Raw genomic sequence first — 22,783 nt, forward strand, 5'->3', positions numbered from 1 at the left:
ATATGGATCAGGCTGGCCAACGAGCGCGGCCTACTTGACCTTGGCGCGCGGGTGCGCCTGGTCGTATACGTGCGCCAGGTGCTGGAAATCGAGGGCCGTGTAGACCTGGGTCGAGGTGATGCTGGAATGGCCCAGCATTTCCTGCACGGCGCGCAAGTCGCCCGACGATTGCAGCACGTGCGAGGCAAACGAGTGGCGCAGCACATGCGGGTGCACGTTGGCGGGAATGTCGGTCGCCAGCGCGTGCGCCTTCAGGCGCAGCTGCAGTACACGCGGCGAGATGCGCGTGCCGCGCGTGCTGAGAAACAAGGCAGCGCTGCCATCGGCCGCTGGCGGGCGCACGGCCAGCCAGGCCGTCAGCGCCACGAGGGCCGCCTTGCCGACGGGCACCTTGCGCATCTTGTTGCCCTTGCCTGTGACGATGACTTCGAAGCTGGCCATGTCGAGCCAGCCCAGCGAGGCCTCCCGGCCGTTCTCGGCCTTGCAGTAATGGGTGTCCAGGCTGGTCAGTTCGGACACGCGCAAGCCGCTTGAATACAGCAGCTCGAACATGGCGCGGTTGCACAGTTGCTCCGGCTCGGCAGCGCCTTGCTGGTGTTGCGCGGGCGCCACGAGGCGCACGGCGTCGTCCACCGACAGGGCTTTGGGCAAGGTTTTGGCCCGCTTGGGGGCGCGGATGCCGTCGACGGGATTGGCGTCGAGCGCTGTTTCACCGCTGAGCCAGTTGAAAAAACCGCGCCACGATGACAGCTTGCGGGCGATCGAGCGCGGGTCCAGGCCGCCGGCATGCAGCCTGGCCGTGTAGCGGCGCACTTCGTTGTGCGCCAGTGCCGTCCACGGCGTATTGCCGCTCAGTTCCAGCAAGGCGCGCAAGTCGCGCCCGTAAGCGTCCAGCGTATGCGGCGACAGCTTGCGCTGCGTGGCCAGCTGCGCCAGGTAGGCATCGAGCCACTCGGCCTTGCCGCGCGCCGCATGCATGGCTGATTCAGGCCGGCGAGCCGGCGCGCAGCGCGGCCAGGGCGGCGCCGGCTGTGGCGCCGATGTGCACGAGGAAATCGGTGCCCATGCTCGAGGTAAACCGTTCGCTGTCCGGCGAGCCCAGCACCAGCAAACCGAAGGTGCCCGTGGTGTTCGGGGCGCGCAGGGCGATCATGACGGTCGATTCGATCTTGTCAGCCTGTAACCAGTGCACGGCTTCGAAATCGCGGTTGCTGCCGCAGTACGGCGTTTGCAGGCTGTTGGCGAACATGCGCACGTCGGCCGTCACATCTTCCGTGAACCAGCCGTCGGCGTGTTCCGGCAGTACTTGCCACAGGCGCAGGCTGACGTAGGGCACGTCGAAATTGCTTTGCAAGGCGTCGACCAGCACGCGCGGCATGTCCGCATCGTTGCGCACTTGCAGCATGGCCTGGTTCCAGCCGTGGAACTTGCTGGCGATATCGCCATTTTCCTCGGCCAGGCGGCTCAGCTTGGACATGCGCAGCTCGAGCGCCTTGTACTTGTCGCGCATCACTTCCATCTGCCGCTCCTGCAGCGAGATGGTGCGTCCCGTCAGCGGGCTGCTCAGCTTGACCTCGCCGAGCAGCGCGGTATGCTCTTCGAAGAACGTCGGATGCTCGCTCAGGTACTGGGCGACGGTGCTGGAATCGAGTGTGGCGGTCATTGATAGTGTCAGAAGAGAGAAGGATGAACACTTGATTCTAACCGAGAGTGCGCCGCAATATGGAGCAAAAGCGCGCGCCCATGAAAAAAGCGGCATGGTTGCCCATGCCGCCTTGCTCCGTCTGGCGAGTCACGTCACCCGTCGCGGGAGACGCGCGATGCCATTAGAAGTTGTGATGTACGCCGATGCCGACGTAGTTGACGCTTTTCGCAACGTTGTAGTTGATACTGTCAGCAACAGCGGCTTTTTTGTTCGAGATATCTGCATAGACGTAGGTGCGCTTCGACAGATTGTAGTCATAGCCCAGCGATGCTTGCTTGGTTTTGACGACGCCATCGGGCGTTTTCTGGCCATAGCCGGCGCGGATCTTGCCTGGGCCTACGTCGTAGTTGGCGCCCAGTACCCACGATTTGGTGCCGGTATTGATGATTTTGAAGTCATCATCTTTCTGGTGCTGGATCGACAGCATGACTTTCAGCTCAGGAATAGGATTGACCGAGGCGGCAACCGACCACAGCTTGGCTTGCAAGCCATTGCGCTCGTAGGCAGCCATGGCAGCAAATCCAGTCGAGGTGTACGTTGCGGAGATCGAGTACGGGGTCGACGTCGGCGCCACGTTGGCTGCCACGGCACGGTTGCCCGAAGCAAATGTTACCGAGTTGCCCGGCGCGCGCGCTGGCACTGCGCTGTTGTTATTAGCTTCCTTGGCAGCAACGGTGGCGTTGAGCTGGAAGCCATTGAACACTGGCGTGTTGTAGAACACGGCGTTCGAGAAGCGGTTACGCGAGTTGCCTGGTGCGCTCAGCGGATCGCTGGTGTAGCCGGCGACGGTCAGGTCGGTCTGAAAACCGGCTGGCGTAGGCATGCCCGACCATGGTTCGAACGAGGTGCTCACTTCCTGGTATGCGGTCAGGCCACGGCCCAGGCGTACGGTACCGAAGTCGCCTTGCAGGCCGACGCGGCTTTGACCCTGGAACAGCGGACGCGAATTGGCGCCCGACGTGTTTTCTACGGTGCCCGTGTCGGATTCATAGCGAATTTCCAGTTGGAAAATAGCTTTCAAGCCATTGCCCAGATCTTCCGTACCCTTGAAGCCCAGTTTGTTGTTGTCGCGCTTCGTGACAGCGGTGGTCGAACCAGTCGCTTTGCCCAGGCCTGCATCGATCGTGCCGTAGATTTGGACGGACGACTGCGCTTGTGCGGTTGCGGCAAAGGCGCCGAAGAGTGCGAGGGCAACGAGTGATTTTTTCATGTCTTCTTCCCTATTTAAAAGTGAGTTCCGTCCGAGATCCGAGCAGATTGAAATGCGCTGATTGTCGCGTTTCGATGAATGAACCTTAATTCGTCGGCGCGCAAGACGCGCGGGATTGGTCAAATATGCGTGAAAAGATTGGTGAAAAGCGGCATAACTGCATGCCCCTGTTGTATTTTTGTAACGCGCGATTTCTGCCAGTCCTGCGCCGATGGACAAGGTTCTCCCATCGCCACCGTAGCGGCGCCTTGCAATCTTGGCATGTCCAGGCCGAGGGATTGTTGCGTTGAATCAAGTTCTTGCGGTCGCTTTGGCGGATTTACGACACAAGGACGTTACACTAAGGGACGGCCTGCACTGATGGGCCTGGAGACGACTCACTATTATTAGAATCATTGACTCAATATCGAGAATCGATGGCAAATCGCGAAACATTAGGATTGATCAAGGGGGCACGTGCTGGCGACGTGGCTTGCCAACTGGCGTTGGGACGGGTGTATCTGTTTGGACACGGTGTGCCGCAAAGCTTGCCGACGGCCTTGCACTGGCTGGCGCGGGCGGCCCAGGAGGATAGCGAGGAAGCGTGCCGGCTGATTGGCACCCACGTGCCTTTTGAAGTCGCGCAACCGGCAGCCAAGGCGCTGATTCCGTATTACGCGCAAGCGTTCGATGCGGGCCTGGTGCAGGCGGGCCTGGTACTGGCGCAACTGGTGCTGGGCAACGCCGCCAGTCACTGTGAAGCCTTGCGCGCCAAGGCGCGCGTGGCGCTGGACGCTGCCGTACGCGCCGGCTTGCCCGATGCGCAATGGTTGTTGTCGCTACAAGAAAAATCATCGGCAACACCGGGGCCGGCCACCAGCGTGGCTGGCGAGCAGGCCTTCGATGGCGACGCGCCGCTGCACGCCTGGCTGGAGCAGGCTTGGCGCCAGGGCAACCATGCGGGTTTTCTGTCGCAAGGCTTGCCGCTGGCGCGCGAGCTGTTGCAGCGCCAGGCCGTCGCCGGGGCGCGCACGATCGCCCTCGACGCTCAGCAGGTGCTGTTGCTGTCGCGTTGCGCCCAGGCATTGGCGCCAGGCGGCGATGCCGAGGGCTGGCAGTGCTGCGAGCTGGCCGCGCATGGCGGCGACCGCACGGCGCAGCTGGAGCTGGGACTCGGCTATGCGCGCATGGATGCGCACGGCCAGCGCCTGGCCACGCGCAACGGCGCCGCCAATTTCAAGCGTGCCGTGCGCTGGCTGACGCAGGCGGGCGAGCAGGGACTGGCCGAAGCCTGGTTCGTGCTGTCGCGCATCTATACGAAACCGGAATTTTCCCAGCGCAATGTCGTCGAAGCGCATTTCTGCCTGGAGCGCGCGGCCGACCTGGGGCATGGGCCGGCGCAGCTCGAGTGCGGCATGCATGCCTGGCGTAACCGCCGCGATGGCGTCAACAACGATGTGCGCGCCGCGTATTGGCTGCTGCAGGCGCAGGCGCAAGGCAGCCGTGAAGCGGAGGCGGCGCTGGCGAAAATCGCGCCTCGAGGCGAGCCCGGCGACTGGGGCCAGTGCGCCGCCATGCACGCCGACGGGCATGGGCGCCAGCTGGGCCAGAACCACCCCCTGCTGGCGGCGCGCCTGGAACTGGCGCGCTGCTTTCATCTGTCGCGTGCCGAGGCCTTGCTGCTCGATATCCACGCGGCCGACCAGGGCCATTGTCTGTTGATCGATATCAGCGCCACGCATGGCCGCGGCAAGCGGCGCCTCGTGCTGATCCGCACGGCGCAGGAGCGCCAGCTGCTCGATCAGGTAGTGCGCCTGTTCGAGCGCGTCGATTGCGGCGTGGCGGGGCCGGAAGGCAATTACCGGCAGCGCCTGTATCGCCTGAAGTGCTATCTGGCGGAACTCGATGTGGTACAGGAACAGCAGTTCCTGGCAGCCTGACTTTTACTTCTGACCTTCACCCGTCTACAGCTCGATCGTGCCCTCGAACACGGTCACTGCCGGGCCCGTCATCAGGACGGGCTGGCCGGGGCCTTGCCAGGCGATCGACAGTTCGCCGCCGCGCGCGCTGATGCGCACGGGGGAATCGAGCAGGCCGCGACGGATGCCGGCCACGGCAGCGGCGCAGGCGCCCGTGCCGCACGCGAGGGTTTCTCCCGCGCCCCGTTCAAACACGCGCAGTTTCACGTGCTGGCGGTCGACGATCTGCATGTAGCCGGCGTTGACCCGGCGGGGAAAGCGCGGGTGGTGCTCGATCAGCGGGCCCGTCACTTCCAGGTCTTGCGCATCGACATCGTCGACCACTTGCACGGCATGCGGATTGCCCATCGAGACGACGGATACCAGCACAGAAGCTGCGTGGCCCGGCAAGGCCAGGTCCAGCGGCCATAAGGTGTCGTTGCCTTGCGCTACACCGGCGAGGCCGGCCGCATCGAACGGTACCTGCTGTGGCTCGAGCACGGGCGCGCCCATGTCGACCGTGATGCTGCCGTCGAGTTCCAGGCGCGGCGCGATGACGCCGGCCATGGTTTCCACGCGGATGCTGCTCTTGTTCGACAAGCCTTTTTCGCTGACGAACTTGACGAAGGCGCGCGCGCCATTGCCGCACTGTTCCACTTCGCCGCCATCGTTGTTATAGATGCGGTAGCGGAAATCGCAGCCGGGCAGGCGCGGCTTTTCCACCACGAGGATCTGGTCGGCGCCGATGCCGAAACGGCGGTCGGCCAGGCGCTGCCATTGGGCCGGCGTGAAGTCGATATCCTGATTGATGGCGTCGATGACGATGAAGTCATTGCCCGCGCCGTGCATCTTGGTAAAGTGGAGTTTCATGTTCTGCCGTATCACTTGTGCTGGTTATAGAACGAGGCTTCGCCTTCCGGACGCGTCTTGAAGCGTTTGTGCGTCCAGAAATACTCGGCCGGCGCTTCGCGCACGCGCTCTTCGATGAATTCGTTCATGCGGCGCGTGGCGGCCGTGATGTCGTCGCCCGGATAATCGTCCCAGGCCGGGTAATAGGTCACTTGCCAGCCCTGGTAATTGGGTAAAAAAGTGGCGATGACGGGAATCACCTGCGCCTTGGCGGCCAGCGCCAGGCGCGCCGTGGCCGTCAGGGTGGCGGCTGGCACGCCGAAGAAGGGCACGAATTCTGCATCCTTTTCGCCGAAGTCCATGTCCGGCAGCATGAAATACGGCAAGCCGTCGCGCAGCGCGCGCAAAATCGTCTTGATGCCGTCCTGGCGCGTAAACAGCTTGGGCGGCTTGAAGCGCGAACGGCCGTTGCGCAAGGCCTGGTCGAAGGCGGCGTTTTTTTGCTGCACGTACATCGACGAGGCGGAAATTTCCATGGCCGTGGCGGCGCCGGCCACGTCGAGGCAGACGAAGTGCGGGCACAGCAAGATGGTGGGCTTGGCAGCGATCTGCTGGCCCGGGAAGGCGGGTACCTTTTTGATCAGGCGGTTCAATCGCGCTTCCGATGACCACCACAGGATGCTGCGTTCCCACACGCTGCGCGAATAGGCCTGGAAATGCTGGCGCGCCAGCGCCACGCGCTGGGCTTCCGTCAGTTCCGGCATGCACAGGCGCAGATTCGTCAGGGCGATCCTGCGCCGCGTGGGCATGGCGATGAACAGCACGCTGCCGACGGCCACGCCGAAGCGGCCGAGGATGGGCAGAGGCAGCCAGTGCAGCAGCCACATGAAGGCGATCAGCAGTCTCATGCCTGCTCCCCGGCGGCAGCGGTCGTGGCAGGCGTGGGCGGCGGCGCGCCGCGCGGCACTTTATAGCGGTTGTAGCTCCACAGGTATTGCGCCGGGCTGCGCGCGATCAATTGCTCCATGGCCGCATTGATGGTGCGCGCCTGTTCGGCCGAGCTGCTGTCGAGCGACTCGGTAAACGGCACGAAATGCACGACATAGCCGCGTCCGCCCGGCAGGCGTTCCGCGTAGGTGATGATGACTTCGGCGCCGCCCATCTGCGCCAGCTTGGCGGGCAGGGTCATGGTGTAGGCGGGGCGGCCGAAGAAATCGGCCCATACGCCTTCGCCTTCCTGCGGCACCTGGTCGGGCAGCAGGCCGATCGGTTGTCCCTTTTTCAGGCATTTGGCGAAGATGCGCACGCCCGACATGTTCGCCGGCGCCAGCATCAGGTTTTCGCGCGCGCGCGCCCCTTCGATCAGCGGTTTCAGGGCGGCGCGCTTGGGCGGGCGGTACATCACGGTGAGCGGCGTGCGCAGCGCGATCTGCTGGGCGACGATTTCAAAGCAGCCCAGGTGTGGTGTCAGGAAGACAATGCCGCGGCCATGCTGCAGCGCTTTTTCCACCAGTTCCCAGTTTTCCACCGTCGCATGGCGCGCCACGCGCTCGGCGGGGGCGCACCAGATGAAGGGCAGTTCCAGCACGCTCTTGCCCGCTTCGGCCACGGCCGTGTGCAAGTGTTGCGAAAACCCCGCACCTTGCATGTTCTCGCGCATGCGGCGGCGGTAGGACGGGGAAATGGCGTAAATCACCCAGCCTAGCACAGCGCCAAGGCCATGCAGGACGGGCAGGGGAAAGATGGACAAGAAGCGGAAAATTGGGACTAACATGTATAAGCTGTTTCCAGGAATGGCGTGTTGCTGTGCCAAAATTTTTTAAGAAGCGTAAAATACCACGTATGCAGTAACCGCTGAGTTAATAGACAACTTGCGAAGCGGAATATAAATATCGCTAAAGCGTCGCAGGCAAAATCCTCTTTACTGCGACAGAACATTCACATAGTAATCAGGAGCTTGCAATGTCAAACGACTATCTCTTCACTTCCGAATCCGTTTCGGAAGGCCATCCCGACAAGGTTGCCGATCAAATTTCCGACGCCATCCTTGACGCCATCCTGGCCCAGGATCCGAGCGCCCGCGTGGCCGCCGAAACCCTGTGCAATACGGGTCTGGTGGTACTGGCTGGCGAGATTACCACGCACGCCAATGTTGATTATATTCAAGTTGCGCGCGAAACCATCAAACGCATCGGCTACGACAACACGGAATACGGTATCGACTACAAGGGTTGCGCCGTGCTGGTGGCCTACGACAAGCAGTCGCCGGACATCGCGCAAGGCGTCGATGAAGGTGCGGGCATTGACCTGGATCAAGGTGCCGGCGATCAGGGCCTGATGTTCGGCTACGCCTGCGATGAAACGGCCGAGCTGATGCCTGCCGCCATCCACTACGCGCACCGCCTGGTCGAGCGCCAGTCGCAACTGCGCAAGGATGGCCGTCTGCCATGGCTGCGTCCGGATGCGAAATCGCAAGTGACCCTGCGCTACGTCGATGGCCGCCCCGTCGGCGTGCACACGGTGGTGCTGTCGACCCAGCATGCGCCGGAAATCTCGCACAAGCAGATCGAAGAAGCCGTCATCGAAGAAATCATCAAGCCCATCCTGCCGCGCGAATGGCTGACGGAGACCAAATTCCTCGTCAACCCGACGGGCCGTTTCGTCATCGGCGGTCCGCAAGGCGATTGCGGCTTGACCGGGCGCAAGATCATCGTCGACACCTACGGTGGCGCGGCCCCGCACGGCGGCGGCGCGTTCTCGGGCAAGGACCCATCGAAAGTCGACCGTTCGGCAGCGTATGCGGCCCGCTATGTGGCGAAAAACATCGTCGCGGCCGGCCTGGCGCGCCAATGCCAGGTGCAGGTCAGCTACGCCATCGGCGTGGCCAAGCCGATCAACATCACCGTCTACACGGAAGGCACGGGCGTGATTCCCGACGCGGAAATCGCCAAGCTGGTGCTGGCGCACTTTGATTTGCGTCCAAAAGGCATCGTGCAAATGCTCGACCTGCTGCGCCCGATCTACCAGAAGAGCGCCGCCTACGGCCACTTCGGCCGCGAAGAGCCGGAATTCACGTGGGAGCGCACGGACAAGGTCGCCCTGCTGCGCGACGCTGCCGGCCTGAAGTAATCTAGCCCGCTTGCAAAAGAAGCGCCCCGGCCAGCTGGCCGCGGGCGCTTTTTTCATATGTTGTTAGTTGGCAATGCATGGCGAACAAGCTGGCGCGCCGGCATTGACGATGTTAAAATCCACCGTCCGAGGAGCGTTGCGACGAAGAAATTCGCCAGGCTCGGAATATCCTGCAACCGCGCTCACGTACCTTTTTCAACAACTGAAAGGAGGGCGTGATGAACGCCGTACTCAAATCGCAACACGACTACACCATCGCCGATATCACCTTGGCCGCATGGGGCGACAAAGAAATCAAGATTGCTGAAACGGAAATGCCTGGCCTGATGGCCATCCGCGAAGAATTCGCGGCAGCGCAGCCTCTGAAAGGCGCGCGCATCACCGGTTCCATCCACATGACCATCCAGACCGCCGTGCTGATCCAGACCCTGGAAGCACTGGGCGCGCAAGTGCGTTGGGCATCGTGCAACATTTACTCCACGCAAGATCACGCTGCCGCCGCCATCGCTGCCGCCGGCACGCCGGTGTTCGCCGTCAAGGGCGAGTCGCTGGACGACTACTGGGAATACACGCACCGCATCTTCGAATGGCCGGATGCGGACGGCAAGGCTGTCTACTCGAACATGATCCTCGACGATGGCGGCGATGCTACCCTGCTGCTGCACCTGGGCGTGCGCGCGGAAACCGACCTGTCGGTGCTGGCCAACCCCGGTTCGGACGAAGAAATCTGCCTGTTCAACTCGATCAAGAAGCACTTGCTGGCCGATCCGACCTGGTACTCGAAGCGCCTGCCGGAAATCCTCGGCGTGACGGAAGAAACGACGACCGGCGTGCACCGTTTGTACCAGATGCACAAGGAAGGCAAGCTGGCTTTCCCTGCGATCAACGTCAACGATTCCGTCACGAAATCGAAATTCGACAACCTGTACGGCTGCCGCGAGTCCCTGGTCGACGGCATCAAGCGCGCCACCGACGTGATGATCGCCGGTAAAGTGGCCGTCATCGCCGGTTACGGTGACGTGGGCAAGGGTTCGGCGCAAGCCATGCGCGCCCTGTCGGCGCAAGTATGGGTGACGGAAGTCGACCCGATCTGCGCACTGCAGGCGGCGATGGAAGGCTACCGCGTGGTCACGATGGATTACGCGTGCGAACACGGCGACATCTTCGTCACCTGCACCGGCAACTATCACATCCTGACGCACGATCACCTGACGCGCATGAAAGACCAGGCCATCGTCTGCAACATTGGTCACTTCGACAATGAAATCGACGTCGCTTCGTTGAAACAATACGAGTGGGAAAACATCAAGCCGCAAGTCGACCACATCATCTTCCCGTCGGGCCGCCGCATCATCCTGCTGGCCGAAGGCCGCCTGGTCAATCTCGGTTGCGGCACGGGCCACCCGTCGTACGTGATGAGCTCGTCGTTTGCCAACCAGACGATCGCGCAGATCGAGCTGTACGCGAACACGGCCAACTACCCGGTCGGCGTGTACACCCTGCCAAAACACCTCGATGAAAAAGTCGCCCGTTTGCAACTCAAAAAGTTGAATGCGCAGCTGACGGAACTGACGCAAGAGCAAGCCGACTACATTGGCGTGCGTCAAGAAGGCCCCTACAAGCCTGAGCACTACCGTTACTAATCGGTAGTCCGGGGCTGTAACCCACCCTCTGAAGGCCGGCGCATGCCGCCGGCCTGACCCTACTTTTGACAGGCTAGAGAAATGCGCTTGCTACTGATTTGGTTTATCAATGCGGCAGCCCTGTTTGCCGTCCCCTACCTGATGCACTCGGTGACGATGAGCAGCGGCTGGACCGCGCTGCTGGCCGCTGCCGTGCTGGGGCTGGTCAATGCGCTGATCCGTCCCTTGCTGATCCTGCTGACCCTGCCCGTGACGTTCCTGTCGCTGGGCCTGTTCATTTTGATCATCAACGGCTTCCTGTTCTGGCTGGTGGCGCAGGTGATCGATGGTTTCCATGTCGCCAGTTTCTGGTCTGCCGTGGGCGGCGCCATTCTGTACAGCATCATTTCCTGGGCCTTGTCGACCTTACTTTTGAGTAATGACGATGGAAAAGCATAATTTCAGTATTGAGTTTTTCCCGCCGAAAACCCTGGAAGGGGCGGAAAAGCTGCGCGCCACGCGTGTCAAGTTGTCTGAATTGCATCCGAAGTATTTCTCGGTGACGTTCGGCGCGGGCGGCACCACGCAGCAGGGCACGCTGGACACCGTGCGCGAGATCCTGGCGGCCGGCGAACAGGCCGCGCCGCACCTGTCTTGCGTGGGCGGTTCACGTGCATCGATCCGCGCCGTGCTGGCCGACTTCAAGGCCGCCGGCGTGAAGCGTATCGTGGCCTTGCGAGGCGACTTGCCGAGCGGCTACGGCGCCTCGGGTGAGTTCCGCTACGCCAACGAGCTGGTGGAATTCATCCGCGCCGAGACGGGCGACCATTTTCATATCGAGGTGGCCGCCTATCCGGAAGTGCATCCGCAAGCCCGTTCGCCGCAGGACGACCTGAACGCGTTCGCGCGCAAGGTGCAGGCCGGCGCCAATGCCGCCATCACCCAGTACTTCTACAATGCCGACGCGTATTTCCAGTTTGTCGAGCAGACGCAGAAGATGGGCATCAACGTGCCTATCGTGGCCGGTATCATGCCGATCACGAACTACACGCAGCTGATGCGCTTTTCGGACATGTGCGGCGCTGAAATTCCACGCTGGGTGCGTCTGAAACTGGCCAGCTTCGGCGACGACAGCGCGTCCATCAAGGCTTTTGGCCTGGACGTGGTGACGGGCCTGTGCGAGCGTTTGCTGGAAGGCGGCGCGCCAGGCTTGCATTTCTATAGCATGAACCAGGCGGCGCCCACGACGGCCTTGTGGCAGCGCCTGGTGAAATAAACCGTTCTGATGCGTTAGAGCAGATCGCCCTCGGTCACGATGTGATCGAGGGCGATGTCGTATTCGCCGTTGGGAAAATTTGCCGCCAGGCAGGCATAGGCGACGCCGAGGGTGCGCGGACGGGGCGTGGCCGCCAGGGTGCGGTCGTAATAGCCGCCGCCATAGCCGAGGCGAAAGCGTTCCTGGTTAAAACCCAGGCAGGGCACGAGCAGGGCGGCCGGCGCCGGGCGCAGGCGCAATTGCGCGGGCACGGCCACGCCCATGCCATCCTTGACCATGGGCTCGCCCGGCGTCCAGTCGGAAAATGCCAGCGGCGCATGTTTTTCCAGCACCACCGGCAAGCTTAATTGCACGCCGCGCGCGGCCAGCTGCGCATATGCCTCGTGCAAGTCCGGCTCGCCGTGCAGGGGCCAGTACACGCCCAGTTCCTTGACGTTTTCTTGCGCGCACCAGTCGAGCAGGCGCTGCGCGATGGCCGCATCCCACCTTGCTCGCGTGGTCTCGGGCAGGGCGCGCCTGGCCGCCAGCAAGGCTTTGCGCAAGCCGGCTTTTTCCTGTGGCGCAATGGGTGGCCGTGTAGCCGGATCGCATGTTATTCTAGGGTCGCTATTCATATCACCATCAAGTTAAGATTGAGAGTCGTACATTGATTTCCCCACTGAAATGGATTGCCGGCACGATGCTGTGTGTTGCATCGGCCTTGTCTCCCCTGGCCGCCCTGGCCCAGGTATCCACCACCGTCCCCCCAGCCGCCCCCGACACGCGCAGCGAGGATGATGCCTTCCTGCTGCTGCGCGACGCCGCGCGCAAGGATGACGTCGAAAAAGCCGACTTTTATGCGGGGCGCCTGACGAATTACCAGATTCCATCGTATGTTGACTATTATCGGCTGAAACCGCGCATCAAACTGCTGACCGAGGCGCAATTTCGCGATTACCTGAACCGCTACAAGGGCAGCGCCATCGCCGACCGTTTCCGCAACGACTGGCTGCTGGAGCTCGGTCGCAAGCGCGACTGGGTCGTGTTCGATGAACAATATCCGCAATTCGCCCTCGACGACGACACCCAGCTCAAGTGCTACGCGCTGATGTCGCGCGCCGCCAAGGGGCAGAACGTGGCGTCCGAGGCGCGCAAGCTGCTCGTCGCGCCGCCTGGCTATGGCGAAGCGTGCGGCAGCCTGATCGCAGCACTGGCGCAAAATGGCCAGTTCGACGCGAACGACCTGTGGGCGCAGATCCGCCTGGCGGGCCAGACGAATGCCACGGGCCCGGCGCGCCGCATCGCGCTGCTGCTGGGCGCGTCCGACGCGAAGATGGCGCAAGCGATCGATTTGCCCGCGCTGGTGCTGGCCAAGGGGCCGGGCGCCAGCCGTGCCGACCACGAGATGTACCTGGTGGCCGTGGGCCGCATGGCGAAAAGCACATTAAAACTGGGCGTGGTGGCCCTGCAAAAGGCCAGTGCGCAGCTGACGCCGCAGGAACAGGCCATCGGCTGGGCCAGCCTGGCCCTGCAGGCGTCGTATTCGCTGGCGCCGGAAGCATTCGAATATTGGCAAAAAACCAATGGCGCACCGTTGACCCAGGAGCAGATGCAATGGAAGGCGCGTATCGCCTTGCGTGAAGGCAACTGGCCCCAGGTGAAGGCGGCGATCCAGGCCATGCCGGCCTCGCTGCGCACGGACCCGACATGGGTGTACTGGCTGGCGCGCGCGCAGCAGGCGGAAACGCCGGGCCGCCCGAATGCGCAGGCCGATGCCCTGTACCGCACGATCAGCGATCAATCGAATTTCTACGGCTTGCTGGCCAATGAAGAGCTGGGCAACCACCTGGTCTTGCCGCCGCCGGGCCAGCCCGTCACGCCGGCGGAAATCGCCGCCATGGCCGCCAATCCGGGACTGCAGCGCGCCTTGAAATTCTTCAATATGCGCTTGCGCTTCGAGGGCACGCGCGAGTGGAACTGGGAATTGCGTTCGATGACGGACCGGCAACATCTGGCCGCCGCGGAGTTTGCGCGCCAGAACAATGTGCTCGACCGCATGGTCAATACTTCCGACCGCACGCGCCTGGAAGTGGACTATACGCAGCGCTATCCGACGCCGCACGACGACGTCATGCATCCGGCCACGCAAACCCTGGGCCTGGACAAGGCCTGGGTGTACGGCTTGATCCGCCAGGAATCGCGCTTCATCATGGATGCGCAGTCGCACGTGGGCGCGTCCGGTTTGATGCAGGTCATGCCGTCGACGGCACGGTATGTCGCCAAGAAGATCGGCCTGACCGATTTCGTCACGGAAACCTTGAGCGATGTGCGCACCAACGTCTTGCTGGGCACGAACTACCTGAACATGGTGCTCGGTGGCCTGGACGGTTCGCAAGTGCTGGCCAGCGCCGCCTACAACGCGGGGCCGGGGCGCTTGCGCATCTGGCGCGCCACCATGACGCGTCCGCTGGAAGGCGCCATCTTTGCCGAGATCATTCCCTACACGGAAACGCGCGGCTACGTGAAGAACGTGATGGCCAACGCCACGTACTACGCGGCCCTGTTCGAAAAAAGCCCGCAATCGCTGAAAGCGCGCCTGGGCACCGTGGGGCCGAAAAACAGCGCCGTCGCGGCCGATTTGCCATCATCCAACTAAAGCTAGCCGACCATGCAAACGACCATCCTTGACCCCAGCCTGACGCAAACCCTGGCCGCTGCCCGCGAGCCGGGCCTGACCCTCATCATCGGCAACAAGAATTACTCGTCGTGGTCGATGCGCCCGTGGGTGGCCATGACGGCCTTCGGTATTCCGTTCCATGAAGTGCGCGTGCTCCTCGACCAGAGCGACACGGCCACCAAAATTGCCGAATATTCGGCCTGTGGCCGGGTGCCCGTGCTGCTGGCGGGCGAGATCACGATCTGGGACAGCCTGGCCATCTGCGAATACCTGGCCGAGCAGTTTCCAGATAAACACCTGTGGCCGCAAGACGTGGCCGCGCGCGCCATGGCGCGTTGTGTCTGTGCGGAAATGCATTCGGGCTTTACCGGCTTGCGCACGGACATGTCGATGAATATCAAGGCGAAGTTGCCGGGACGGGGCCGCACGGCCGCCGCGCAGGCCGACATCGGCCGCATCAGCGAAATCTGGGAAGAGTGCCTGTCGCGCTTTGGCCACCACCAGTTCCTGTTTGGCGAGTTTTCCATCGCCGATGCATATTTCGCCCCCGTCGTCATGCGTTTCCGCACGTATGGCGTGTCGCTGGCGCCGGCCCTGAACGCCTACTGCGAGCGCGTGCAGGCGCACCCTGCCGTGGCCCGCTGGATCGCGGAAGCGCTGGCGGAAACGGAAACGGCGCCCAAGCACGACGCGGAACTCCCCGATTAAAGAAAAGTGACCATGAAGATTTACACGGTCGGTGGCGCGGTGCGCGACCAACTGCTGGGCTTGCCCGTGAAAGACCACGACCACGTTGTCGTTGGCGCCACGCCGGAAGACATGCTGCGCCAGGGTTTCCGGCCCGTCGGCAAGGATTTTCCCGTCTTCCTGCACCCGAAGACGCAGGAAGAATACGCGCTGGCCCGCACGGAACGCAAGACGGCCCCCGGCTACCGGGGTTTCGTCTTCCACACGGCGCCCGACGTCACCTTGGAAGACGATCTGGTGCGGCGCGATCTCACCATCAACGCCATCGCGCAAGCCGAGGACGGGACGTTGACCGACCCGTTCGGCGGCGTCGCGGATATCGGGAACAAGATCTTCCGCCACGTCTCCGACGCGTTCGGCGAAGACCCCGTGCGCATCCTGCGTCTGGCCCGCTTTGCTGCCCGTTTTCATACTTTCACTGTCGCGCCGGCCACCATGGCGCTGATGCGCCAGATGGTGGCTGATGGCGAAGTCGATGCCCTGGTGGCCGAGCGCGTGTGGCAGGAAGTGGCCAAGGGACTGATGGAAAGCCATCCTGCGCGCATGCTGACGGTGCTGCACGAGTGCGGCGCCCTGGCGCGCATCATGGGCGAAATTACCATCAGCGAGCGCTTGCTGCAGGTCGTCGACCACGCGGCCGCGCAAGGTCATGACTTGCCCGTGCGCTTTGCCGCCTTGATGCTGCATTTGAGCAAGGATGCCATCGAGCAGCTGAGCGAGCGCCTGCGCGTGCCCAACGAGTGCCGCGAACTGGCCGTCATGGCGGCGCGCGAGCTGGACAATATCAACGGCGCGCTGGACTTGGGCGCCGAGGCCATCGTCAGTCTGTGCGAACGCTGCGACGGCTTGCGCAAGCCGCAGCGCTTCGTGCAACTGCTGCAGGCCGTGGCCTGCGACGGACTGGTCACCGGCGACTTTCCCCAGGCGGCGCGGCTGCAGGGCGGGCTGGACGCGGCGCGCGGCGTGAATGCGGGTGCGCTGGCGCAAGGCTGTACGGAGCCGAAACGCATTCCCGAAATCATCCATGTGGCGCGGGTGGCGGCCGTGGCGGCCTTCCTGGCCCAGACTTGAACGGCGGGAATAGGCTACAATACGGCAGATGCTGCACTGCACAATAACGGCCTGACGTGCCGCAGCACCGCTTCCAGGAGTCGACGTGACCTTACCCAAGCTGTTTCAAAACCCGTTTCGCCGCTGGCTCAGCCGTAGCGGCGGCGGGCGTCCGACCGTGCTCGTCAAGCAATTGCACGAGCGCGACCGGCGCCGCATGATGAAGCATTTTTTGTCGCTCGAGAAAAGCGACCGCCTGCTGCGCTTCGGCAGCGCCTTGCCCGATGAACTCGTCGCGCAGTACGTGCAAAAGATGGATTTCTCGCGCGACATGATCTACGGCGTCTACAACAGCCTGTTCAAACTGGTGGGCGTGGGCCATCTGGCGTTTGCGCCGAAGGACCAGTCGCCGGCGAAAAGCGTGGTGACGGACAAGGAGCAGGTGGCGGAATTTGGCGTGTCCGTGTCGAAATCGATGCGCGGCATGGGCGTGGGGTCGAAACTGTTCGAGCGGGCGGCGATTCATTGCCGCAACAACGATGTCGATACCCTGTACATGCATTGTTTGTCGTCCAACAAGACGATGATGCATATCGCCAAGAAGGCGGGCATGGAAATCCAGCGCGACTATGGCGAAGCTGATGCTTATTTGAAACTGTTGCCGCCGAACCCGACGAGCATGCTGCAGGAAGCCGTGCAGGAGCAGTTCGCCATGTTCGATTACACGTTCAAGGCAAATGCGCGCGCCGCCAGCAAACTGTTCGAACGCTTGCCGGGGCGCAAGAAGCAGCCCGGGCCGCCATCACAATAAGGGCAGGGCCGTCGTATCCTTGATGCGCTGCAAGGCAAAGCTCGATTTCACGTCCAGCACGGCCGGGTGGCGCAGCAAGGTAGCCATCATGAAGCGCGAAAAGTGCTCCATATCTTCCACGTGCACGCGCAACAGATAATCCATTTCGCCCGTCATCGCATAGCAAGCCACCACTTCCGGCCAATGCGCCACGGCCACGGCGAAGTCGGCGCGCGGCGAGGTATTCGTCACCAGATTCGGCGCCAGCACGCGGGCCGTGCTGTGGGCCGTGGCGTCGCTGTGCTTTTCCAGCCGCACGTTCACGTAGGCCAGCAAGCCCAGGCCGATCTTTTCCGGGTCCAGCAGGGCCACGTACTGGCGGATCACGCCCGCTTCTTCCAGTCGTTTGACGCGGCGCAAGCATGGCGACGGCGACAGGCTGACCTGCTCGGCCACGTCCTGATTCGACAGGCGGCCATCGGCCTGCAGGACGGCGAGGATCTTGCGATCCGTTTTATCCAGCGTAATTTTGCTCATGCTTCCTCCGGTGGTTCGTATTTCACGCAATATTATTGCGCAAATCATGATTGTTCGGGAGATCTTTGGCATTTAATGCCCGTGACCCACGCCTATACTGTGCGCTACTTCTTGGAGGAGACATCATGCAATTTCAGCCTTGGGATAACCCGATGGGTACCGATGGTTTCGAGTTCGTCGAGTATGCAGCACCAGACCCAAAAGCATTGGGCAAGCTGTTCGAGAACATGGGATTCACGGCCATCGCGCGCCACCGCCACAAGGATGTCACCCTGTACCGTCAGGGCGACATCAATTTCATCATCAATGCCGAACAAGATTCGTTCGCGCAGCGTTTTGCCCGCCATCACGGCCCGTCCGTGTGCGCCATCGCCATCCGTGTCGACGACGCGGCCTTCGTGTATCGCCGCGCGCTGGAACTGGGCGCCTGGGGTTTCGATAACAAAACGGGTCCGATGGAGCTGAATATCCCCGCCATCAAGGGCGTGGGCGATTCGCTGCTGTACTTCGTCGACCGCTGGCGCGGCAAGGGCGCCGACAAGCCGGACGCGGCCGCACCGGGCGGCATCGGCGACATCAGTATCTATGACGTCGATTTCGTCGCCATTCCCGGCGCCGTCGCCAATCCCGTCGGCCATGGCCTGACCTATATCGACCACCTGACGCACAATGTGCACCGCGGCCGCATGAAGGAATGGGCGAGCTTCTATGAAAACCTGTTCAACTTCCGCGAAGTGCGCTATTTCGACATCGAAGGCAAGCTGACGGGCCTCAAATCGAAGGCCATGACCTCGCCGTGCGGCAAGATCCGCATCCCGATCAACGAATCGTCGGACGACAAGTCGCAGATCGCCGAATACCTGGACCAGTACCATGGCGAAGGCATCCAGCACATCGCCCTGGGCACGGACAATATCTATGCCTCCGTGCAAGGCATGCGCGATACGGGTATCGATTTCCAGGACACGATTGAAACGTACTATGAGCTGGTCAACCGCCGCCTGCCGAACCACGGCGAGCAGCTGGAAGAACTGCGCCGCCTGCGCATCCTGATCGATGGCCACAGCACGGAAAACGAACGCGAACTGCTGCTGCAGATCTTCACGCAGACGGTGATCGGCCCGATCTTCTTCGAGATCATCCAGCGCAAGGGCGACCAGGGCTTCGGCGAAGGCAACTTCCGCGCGCTGTTCGAGTCGATCGAGCTGGACCAGATCAAGCGCGGCGTGCTGAAAGATACGAGCGCGGCCTAAGCTGGGGGCTGCTGTTTGTCGGCTTACGCCGTTCCGGCTAAGCCGACCTACAGGGTTGATCCTGGCTGTATGTCGGATGAGCGGGGCCGCCGAGGCGCAGCGTCATCCGACATTGCCAGCAAGCGGCCAATATCTGTAGGTCGGATGAGCGCAGCGTCATCCGACATTGCCGACATTGCCAGAAAAAGAAGCAGCAAAAAGGCAAGAACACGGGAGTGCAGCGCAGCAAAGAACTGCGCGCCTTCCTGTGGTAGTCTACGACAAACAAGTCATTTTTCCGCACCGGCATTGCTCATAAAGCGCGGCCGGTACGTGTGAGTTCAACCGACCTGCACGCGTAGCACAGAGAATAATGGAGACAAGTAATGAATGCACCAATCAAGGGCTCGAGTCTTGAGCCGGGCGCGCACGCGTCCGAAATTTCCCTGAACGACAAATACACGCTCGAGCGTGGCCGCGCCTTCATGACGGGCACGCAAGCGCTGATCCGCCTGCCCATGCTGCAGCGCGAGCGCGACCTCAAGGCTGGCCTGAATACGGCCGGCTACATCACCGGCTACCGCGGTTCGCCTGTGACGTCCGTCGACATGACGGCGATCAAGGCAAAAAAGTACCTCGATGAACACCACGTCAAGTTCCACCCGGGCCTGAACGAAGACCTGGCCGCCACGGCCGTCTGGGGCACGCAGCAGACGAATCTGTTCGAAGACGCGAAATACGACGGCGTGTTCGGCATGTGGTACGGCAAGGGCCCCGGCGTCGACCGCTGCGGCGACGTCTTCAAGCACGCGAATAACGCCGGCTCCGCCAAGCATGGCGGCGTGCTGGTGCTGGCCGGCGACGACCACGCGGCCAAATCCTCGTCCACGGCGCACCAGTCCGACCATATCCTGAACGCTTGCGGCATCCCCGTGCTGTACCCGTCGTCGGTGCAGGAATACATCGACTACGGCTTGCATGCGTGGGCCATGAGCCGCTACACGGGCCTGTGGGTCTCGATGAAATGCGTGACCGACATCATCGAGTCGGGCGCCGCCGTCGATTTCGACCCGGACCGCGTGCAGATCACCCTGCCGACGGACTTCGAGATGCCGGCCGGCGGCCTGAACATCCGCTGGCCCGACACGGTGCTGGAACAAGAAGTTCGCATGAACAGCTACAAATGGTATGCGGCGCTGGCGTATGCGCGTGCCAACAAGCTCAACAAGATCATCTGGGACAGCCCGAAGGCGCGCATCGGCATCATCACGGCCGGCAAATCCTACCTGGACACGCGCCAGGCGCTGGCGGATCTCGGCATCGACGAGCAGACGGCGTCCGACATCGGCATCCGCCTGTACAAGATCGGCATGACCTGGCCGCTGGAAGCGGACGGCGTGCATGAATTCGCCAAGGGCCTCGACGAAATCCTCGTGGTGGAAGAAAAGCGGCAAATCCTCGAATACGCGCTGAAGGAAGAGCTGTACAACCTCAAAGACGGCGAGCGTCCGCGCGTGGTCGGCAAGTTCGACGACACGGGCGAGTGGAGCAACCAGAAGGGCACGGGACACGGCGACTGGCTGCTGCCGGCCACGTATGAACTGAACCCGGCCATGATCGCCCGCGCGATCGCCAGCCGCATTTCGCGCTACTACGCGGGCCACCCCGTCGAGCAGCGCGTGAAGGAACGCATCGCCTACCTGGAAGCGAAGGAAAACGTCCTCAAGGCCATCAGCGTGAAACCCGATCCGCAAAAGGACCGCACGCCGTTCTTCTGCTCCGGCTGCCCGCACAATACCTCGACCAAGGTGCCGGAAGGCTCGCGCGCGCTGGCCGGCATCGGCTGCCATTACATGGTGCTGTGGATGGACCGCGAAACGTCGACCTTTACCCACATGGGCGCCGAAGGCGTCACCTGGGTGGGGCAGGCGCCGTTCACGAATGAAAAGCACGTGTTTACCAACCTCGGCGACGGCACGTATTTCCACTCGGGCATCCTGGCCATCCGCGCGGCCGTCTCGGCTAAGGTCAACATCACCTACAAGATTCTGTTCAACGATGCGGTGGCGATGACGGGCGGCCAGGAATTCGACGGCCCCCTGTCGCCGGCCATCATTTCGCGCCAGATCGCCGCCGAAGGCGTGGGTCCCATCATCGTCGTCACGGACGAACCGGAAAAATATCCGGACGATTACGCCTGGGCCGAAGGCGTCACCGTGCGCCACCGTTCGGAACTGATGGACGTGCAGCGCGAACTGCGCGACATGCCCGGCGTGTCGGCCATGATCTACGACCAGACCTGCGCCTCGGAAAAACGCCGCCGCCGGAAACGCAATGAATACCCGGACCCGGCCAAGCGCGCCGTCATCAACGAAGCCGTCTGCGAAGGCTGCGGCGACTGCTCCGTGCAGTCGAACTGCCTGTCGGTGGAACCGCTGGAAACGGAACTGGGGCGCAAGCGCCAGATCAACCAGTCGTCGTGCAACAAGGATTTCTCGTGCACGACGGGTTTCTGCCCCAGTTTCGTGACGGTGGAAGGCGGCGGCCTGAAAAAGCCGAAAAAGGCGGCTGCCGCCGACAAGGATGCGCCAGCCGTGCCGGCCTTGCCGACACCAGCCATTCCATCGACGGCCGAGCCGTTCGGTATTCTGGTGACCGGCATCGGCGGCACGGGTGTCGTCACCGTCGGCCAGATCCTGGCCATGGCGGCCCACGTGGAAGGCAAGGGCTGTTCCGTGCTGGACATGAGCGGCCTGGCGCAAAAGGGCGGTCCCGTGATGTCGCACGTGCGTCTGGCGGACCGCCAGGAAGATATCCACTCGACGCGCGTCGGCACGGGTGCGGCCGACCTGGTGATCGGCTGCGATTTGATCGTCACGGCCAGCCGCGACGCCCTGTCGCGCATGGGAGAGGGGCGCAGCTGGGCCATGATCAACTCGACCAGCTCGTCGACGGCCGCTTTCGTGAAGAATCCGGACTGGCAATTCCCCGGCGCTTCGGCGCGCATGGAAATCGAAAAGGCCTGCGGCAGCGACCACGTCGACTTCATCGACGCGGGCCAGATCGCCACGGCGCTGATGGGCGACTCGATTGCGACGAATATGTTCATGCTCGGTTACGCCTGGCAAAAGGGCAAGGTGCCCTTGAGCGAAGCGGCCATCATGAAGGCCATCGACTTGAACAACGTCTCGGTGGCATTCAACAAGGCGGCCTTCAACTGGGGCCGCGCCGGCGCCCACGATGCGGCCAGCCTGGTGCGCATGACCACGCCAGCGAAGGTGGTGGAATTCAAGCGCATCGACACGCTCGACGACATCATTGAAAAGCGCGTGGCCCTGCTGACGGCTTACCAGGACCGCGCGTATGCGCAGCAGTATCTGGACTTCATCAAACAGGTGCGCGCCGCCGAAAGCGCACTGAACGGCCCGCACTTGCGCCTGACGGAAGCCGTGGCCCGTTACTTCTACAAGCTGATGGCCTACAAGGACGAGTACGAAGTGGCGCGTCTGTACACGGACGGCGCCTTCCAGGCGAAGATCGCGTCCATGTTCGAAGGCGACATCAAGCTCAAGTTCCACCTGGCGCCGCCGATCATGGCGAAAACGGATGCCCAGGGTCATCTGATCAAGAAGGAATATGGCCCGTGGATGCTGAAGGCTTTCGGCGTGCTGGCCAAGTTCAAGGGCTTGCGCGGCACGGCCTTCGACGTGTTCGGCCATACGGCCGAGCGCAAGATGGAGCGTGCGCTGATCGCGGAATACCGCGCGACGGTGGGCGGCTTGCTGCCGAAGCTGACGACGGCCAAGCTGGCGCAAGCCGTGGCGATCGCCAGCATTCCGGAAGACATCCGCGGCTATGGCCACGTGAAGGAGCGTCATTTGAAGGCGGCGAAAGAGAAAGAAGCGAGTCTCTTGATCGCCTTCAATGCGCCGACGCCGCTGCCGCCCGTCGTGGCAGCACCCGTGGCGGCCACCGTGGCGTGATGGGGTGAGTTCCTCGCTGTAGCAATGGCGCCTGCGGGCGCCATTTTTTTTGTATCAAAG

At 62.5% G+C, this 22,783-nt stretch carries 19 protein-coding genes and 1 riboswitch; of the genes, 11 read left to right on the plus strand and 8 right to left on the minus strand.

Annotation, left to right across the window (positions count from 1 at the left end; all coding sequences use genetic code 11):
* Positions 1 to 30: 30 nt before the first annotated feature.
* From JAB4_RS03005 to JAB4_RS03015, 3 genes are all read right to left on the minus strand, one after another.
* Positions 31 to 978 carry a tyrosine recombinase XerC gene (locus tag JAB4_RS03005; RefSeq protein ID WP_070220854.1) on the minus strand — a complete coding sequence of 316 codons (948 nt, stop codon included), beginning with the start codon at positions 976 to 978 and terminating at the stop codon, positions 31 to 33.
* Positions 979 to 985: 7 nt separating this feature from the next.
* Positions 986 to 1,663, minus strand: coding sequence for a DUF484 family protein (locus JAB4_RS03010; protein ID WP_070220852.1), 678 nt, complete (start codon positions 1,661 to 1,663; stop codon positions 986 to 988).
* Positions 1,664 to 1,826: 163 nt separating this feature from the next.
* Positions 1,827 to 3,134: a porin gene (locus JAB4_RS03015; protein ID WP_343216317.1), complete on the minus strand. Its 1,308-nt coding sequence runs from the start codon at positions 3,132 to 3,134 to the stop codon at positions 1,827 to 1,829.
* A 197-nt stretch (positions 3,135 to 3,331) separates the two neighbouring features.
* Here JAB4_RS03015 and JAB4_RS03020 point away from each other — a divergent pair, with 197 nt between their 5' ends.
* Positions 3,332 to 4,834 (plus strand): SEL1-like repeat protein, encoded by a 1,503-nt coding sequence (locus JAB4_RS03020; protein ID WP_070220848.1) that lies wholly within the window; start codon positions 3,332 to 3,334, stop codon positions 4,832 to 4,834.
* 24 nt (positions 4,835 to 4,858) lie between these two features.
* Here JAB4_RS03020 and dapF read toward each other — a convergent pair whose 3' ends face one another.
* From dapF to JAB4_RS03035, 3 genes are read right to left on the minus strand one after another with little or no spacing between them, the layout of a single operon-like run.
* Positions 4,859 to 5,722, minus strand: coding sequence for a diaminopimelate epimerase (gene dapF / locus JAB4_RS03025; protein WP_070220846.1), 864 nt, complete (start codon positions 5,720 to 5,722; stop codon positions 4,859 to 4,861).
* Between the two features lie 11 nt (positions 5,723 to 5,733).
* Positions 5,734 to 6,609 carry a lipid A biosynthesis acyltransferase gene (locus tag JAB4_RS03030; protein ID WP_070220844.1) on the minus strand — a complete coding sequence of 292 codons (876 nt, stop codon included), beginning with the start codon at positions 6,607 to 6,609 and terminating at the stop codon, positions 5,734 to 5,736.
* Entirely contained in the window at positions 6,606 to 7,475 is an 870-nt protein-coding gene (locus JAB4_RS03035; RefSeq protein ID WP_070220842.1) for a lysophospholipid acyltransferase family protein, read from the minus strand. Before JAB4_RS03035 ends, JAB4_RS03030 begins: the two co-directional genes overlap by 4 nt.
* A gap of 188 nt (positions 7,476 to 7,663) precedes the next feature.
* Between JAB4_RS03035 and metK the strand changes: the two genes are divergently transcribed.
* From metK to metF, 4 genes are all read left to right on the plus strand, one after another.
* On the plus strand, positions 7,664 to 8,830 hold the full coding sequence (metK, locus tag JAB4_RS03040) for a methionine adenosyltransferase (RefSeq protein WP_070220840.1): 1,167 nt from the start codon (positions 7,664 to 7,666) through the stop codon (positions 8,828 to 8,830).
* Positions 8,831 to 8,952: 122 nt separating this feature from the next.
* A riboswitch (S-adenosyl-L-homocysteine riboswitch) is annotated at positions 8,953 to 9,021 on the plus strand.
* A gap of 27 nt (positions 9,022 to 9,048) precedes the next feature.
* Entirely contained in the window at positions 9,049 to 10,473 is a 1,425-nt protein-coding gene (ahcY, locus tag JAB4_RS03045) for an adenosylhomocysteinase (RefSeq protein ID WP_070220838.1), read from the plus strand.
* 81 nt (positions 10,474 to 10,554) lie between these two features.
* The gene (locus JAB4_RS03050; protein WP_034783534.1) at positions 10,555 to 10,911 is read left to right on the plus strand and encodes a phage holin family protein; all 357 of its coding nucleotides are present in this window, start codon (positions 10,555 to 10,557) and stop codon (positions 10,909 to 10,911) included.
* Positions 10,898 to 11,728, plus strand: a complete 831-nt coding sequence (gene metF / locus JAB4_RS03055; protein WP_070220836.1) for a methylenetetrahydrofolate reductase [NAD(P)H] — start codon at positions 10,898 to 10,900, stop codon at positions 11,726 to 11,728. The genes JAB4_RS03050 and metF overlap by 14 nt, the downstream gene beginning before the upstream one ends.
* 14 nt (positions 11,729 to 11,742) lie before the next feature.
* Here metF and JAB4_RS03060 read toward each other — a convergent pair whose 3' ends face one another.
* Positions 11,743 to 12,270 (minus strand): 5-formyltetrahydrofolate cyclo-ligase, encoded by a 528-nt coding sequence (locus tag JAB4_RS03060; protein WP_070220834.1) that lies wholly within the window; start codon positions 12,268 to 12,270, stop codon positions 11,743 to 11,745.
* A gap of 104 nt (positions 12,271 to 12,374) precedes the next feature.
* Here JAB4_RS03060 and JAB4_RS03065 point away from each other — a divergent pair, with 104 nt between their 5' ends.
* The 4 genes from JAB4_RS03065 (at position 12,375) to JAB4_RS03080 (ending at position 16,992) form a co-directional block, all read left to right on the plus strand.
* Positions 12,375 to 14,363, plus strand: a complete 1,989-nt coding sequence (locus JAB4_RS03065) for a lytic transglycosylase domain-containing protein (RefSeq protein WP_070220833.1) — start codon at positions 12,375 to 12,377, stop codon at positions 14,361 to 14,363.
* 12 nt (positions 14,364 to 14,375) lie between these two features.
* Positions 14,376 to 15,092: a glutathione S-transferase family protein gene (locus JAB4_RS03070; RefSeq protein WP_070220832.1), complete on the plus strand. Its 717-nt coding sequence runs from the start codon at positions 14,376 to 14,378 to the stop codon at positions 15,090 to 15,092.
* A gap of 12 nt (positions 15,093 to 15,104) precedes the next feature.
* Complete coding sequence (locus JAB4_RS03075; protein ID WP_070220831.1) at positions 15,105 to 16,202, plus strand: hypothetical protein; 1,098 nt, start codon at positions 15,105 to 15,107, stop codon at positions 16,200 to 16,202.
* Between the two features lie 85 nt (positions 16,203 to 16,287).
* Positions 16,288 to 16,992, plus strand: a complete 705-nt coding sequence (locus JAB4_RS03080; RefSeq protein WP_070220830.1) for a GNAT family N-acetyltransferase — start codon at positions 16,288 to 16,290, stop codon at positions 16,990 to 16,992.
* Here JAB4_RS03080 and JAB4_RS03085 read toward each other — a convergent pair.
* On the minus strand, positions 16,984 to 17,508 hold the full coding sequence (locus JAB4_RS03085; RefSeq protein WP_070220829.1) for an Lrp/AsnC family transcriptional regulator: 525 nt from the start codon (positions 17,506 to 17,508) through the stop codon (positions 16,984 to 16,986). The genes JAB4_RS03080 and JAB4_RS03085 overlap by 9 nt on opposite strands.
* A gap of 125 nt (positions 17,509 to 17,633) precedes the next feature.
* Here JAB4_RS03085 and hppD point away from each other — a divergent pair, with 125 nt between their 5' ends.
* Together hppD and JAB4_RS03095 are read left to right on the plus strand one after the other, a co-directional pair.
* The gene (hppD, locus tag JAB4_RS03090; protein ID WP_070220827.1) at positions 17,634 to 18,761 is read left to right on the plus strand and encodes a 4-hydroxyphenylpyruvate dioxygenase; all 1,128 of its coding nucleotides are present in this window, start codon (positions 17,634 to 17,636) and stop codon (positions 18,759 to 18,761) included.
* Between the two features lie 365 nt (positions 18,762 to 19,126).
* Positions 19,127 to 22,723, plus strand: coding sequence for an indolepyruvate ferredoxin oxidoreductase family protein (locus tag JAB4_RS03095; RefSeq protein ID WP_070220825.1), 3,597 nt, complete (start codon positions 19,127 to 19,129; stop codon positions 22,721 to 22,723).
* Positions 22,724 to 22,783 lie beyond the last annotated feature (60 nt).

The sequence above is a fragment of the Janthinobacterium sp. HH102 genome, assembly GCF_001758625.2.
Lineage (GTDB): Bacteria > Pseudomonadota > Gammaproteobacteria > Burkholderiales > Burkholderiaceae_D > Janthinobacterium.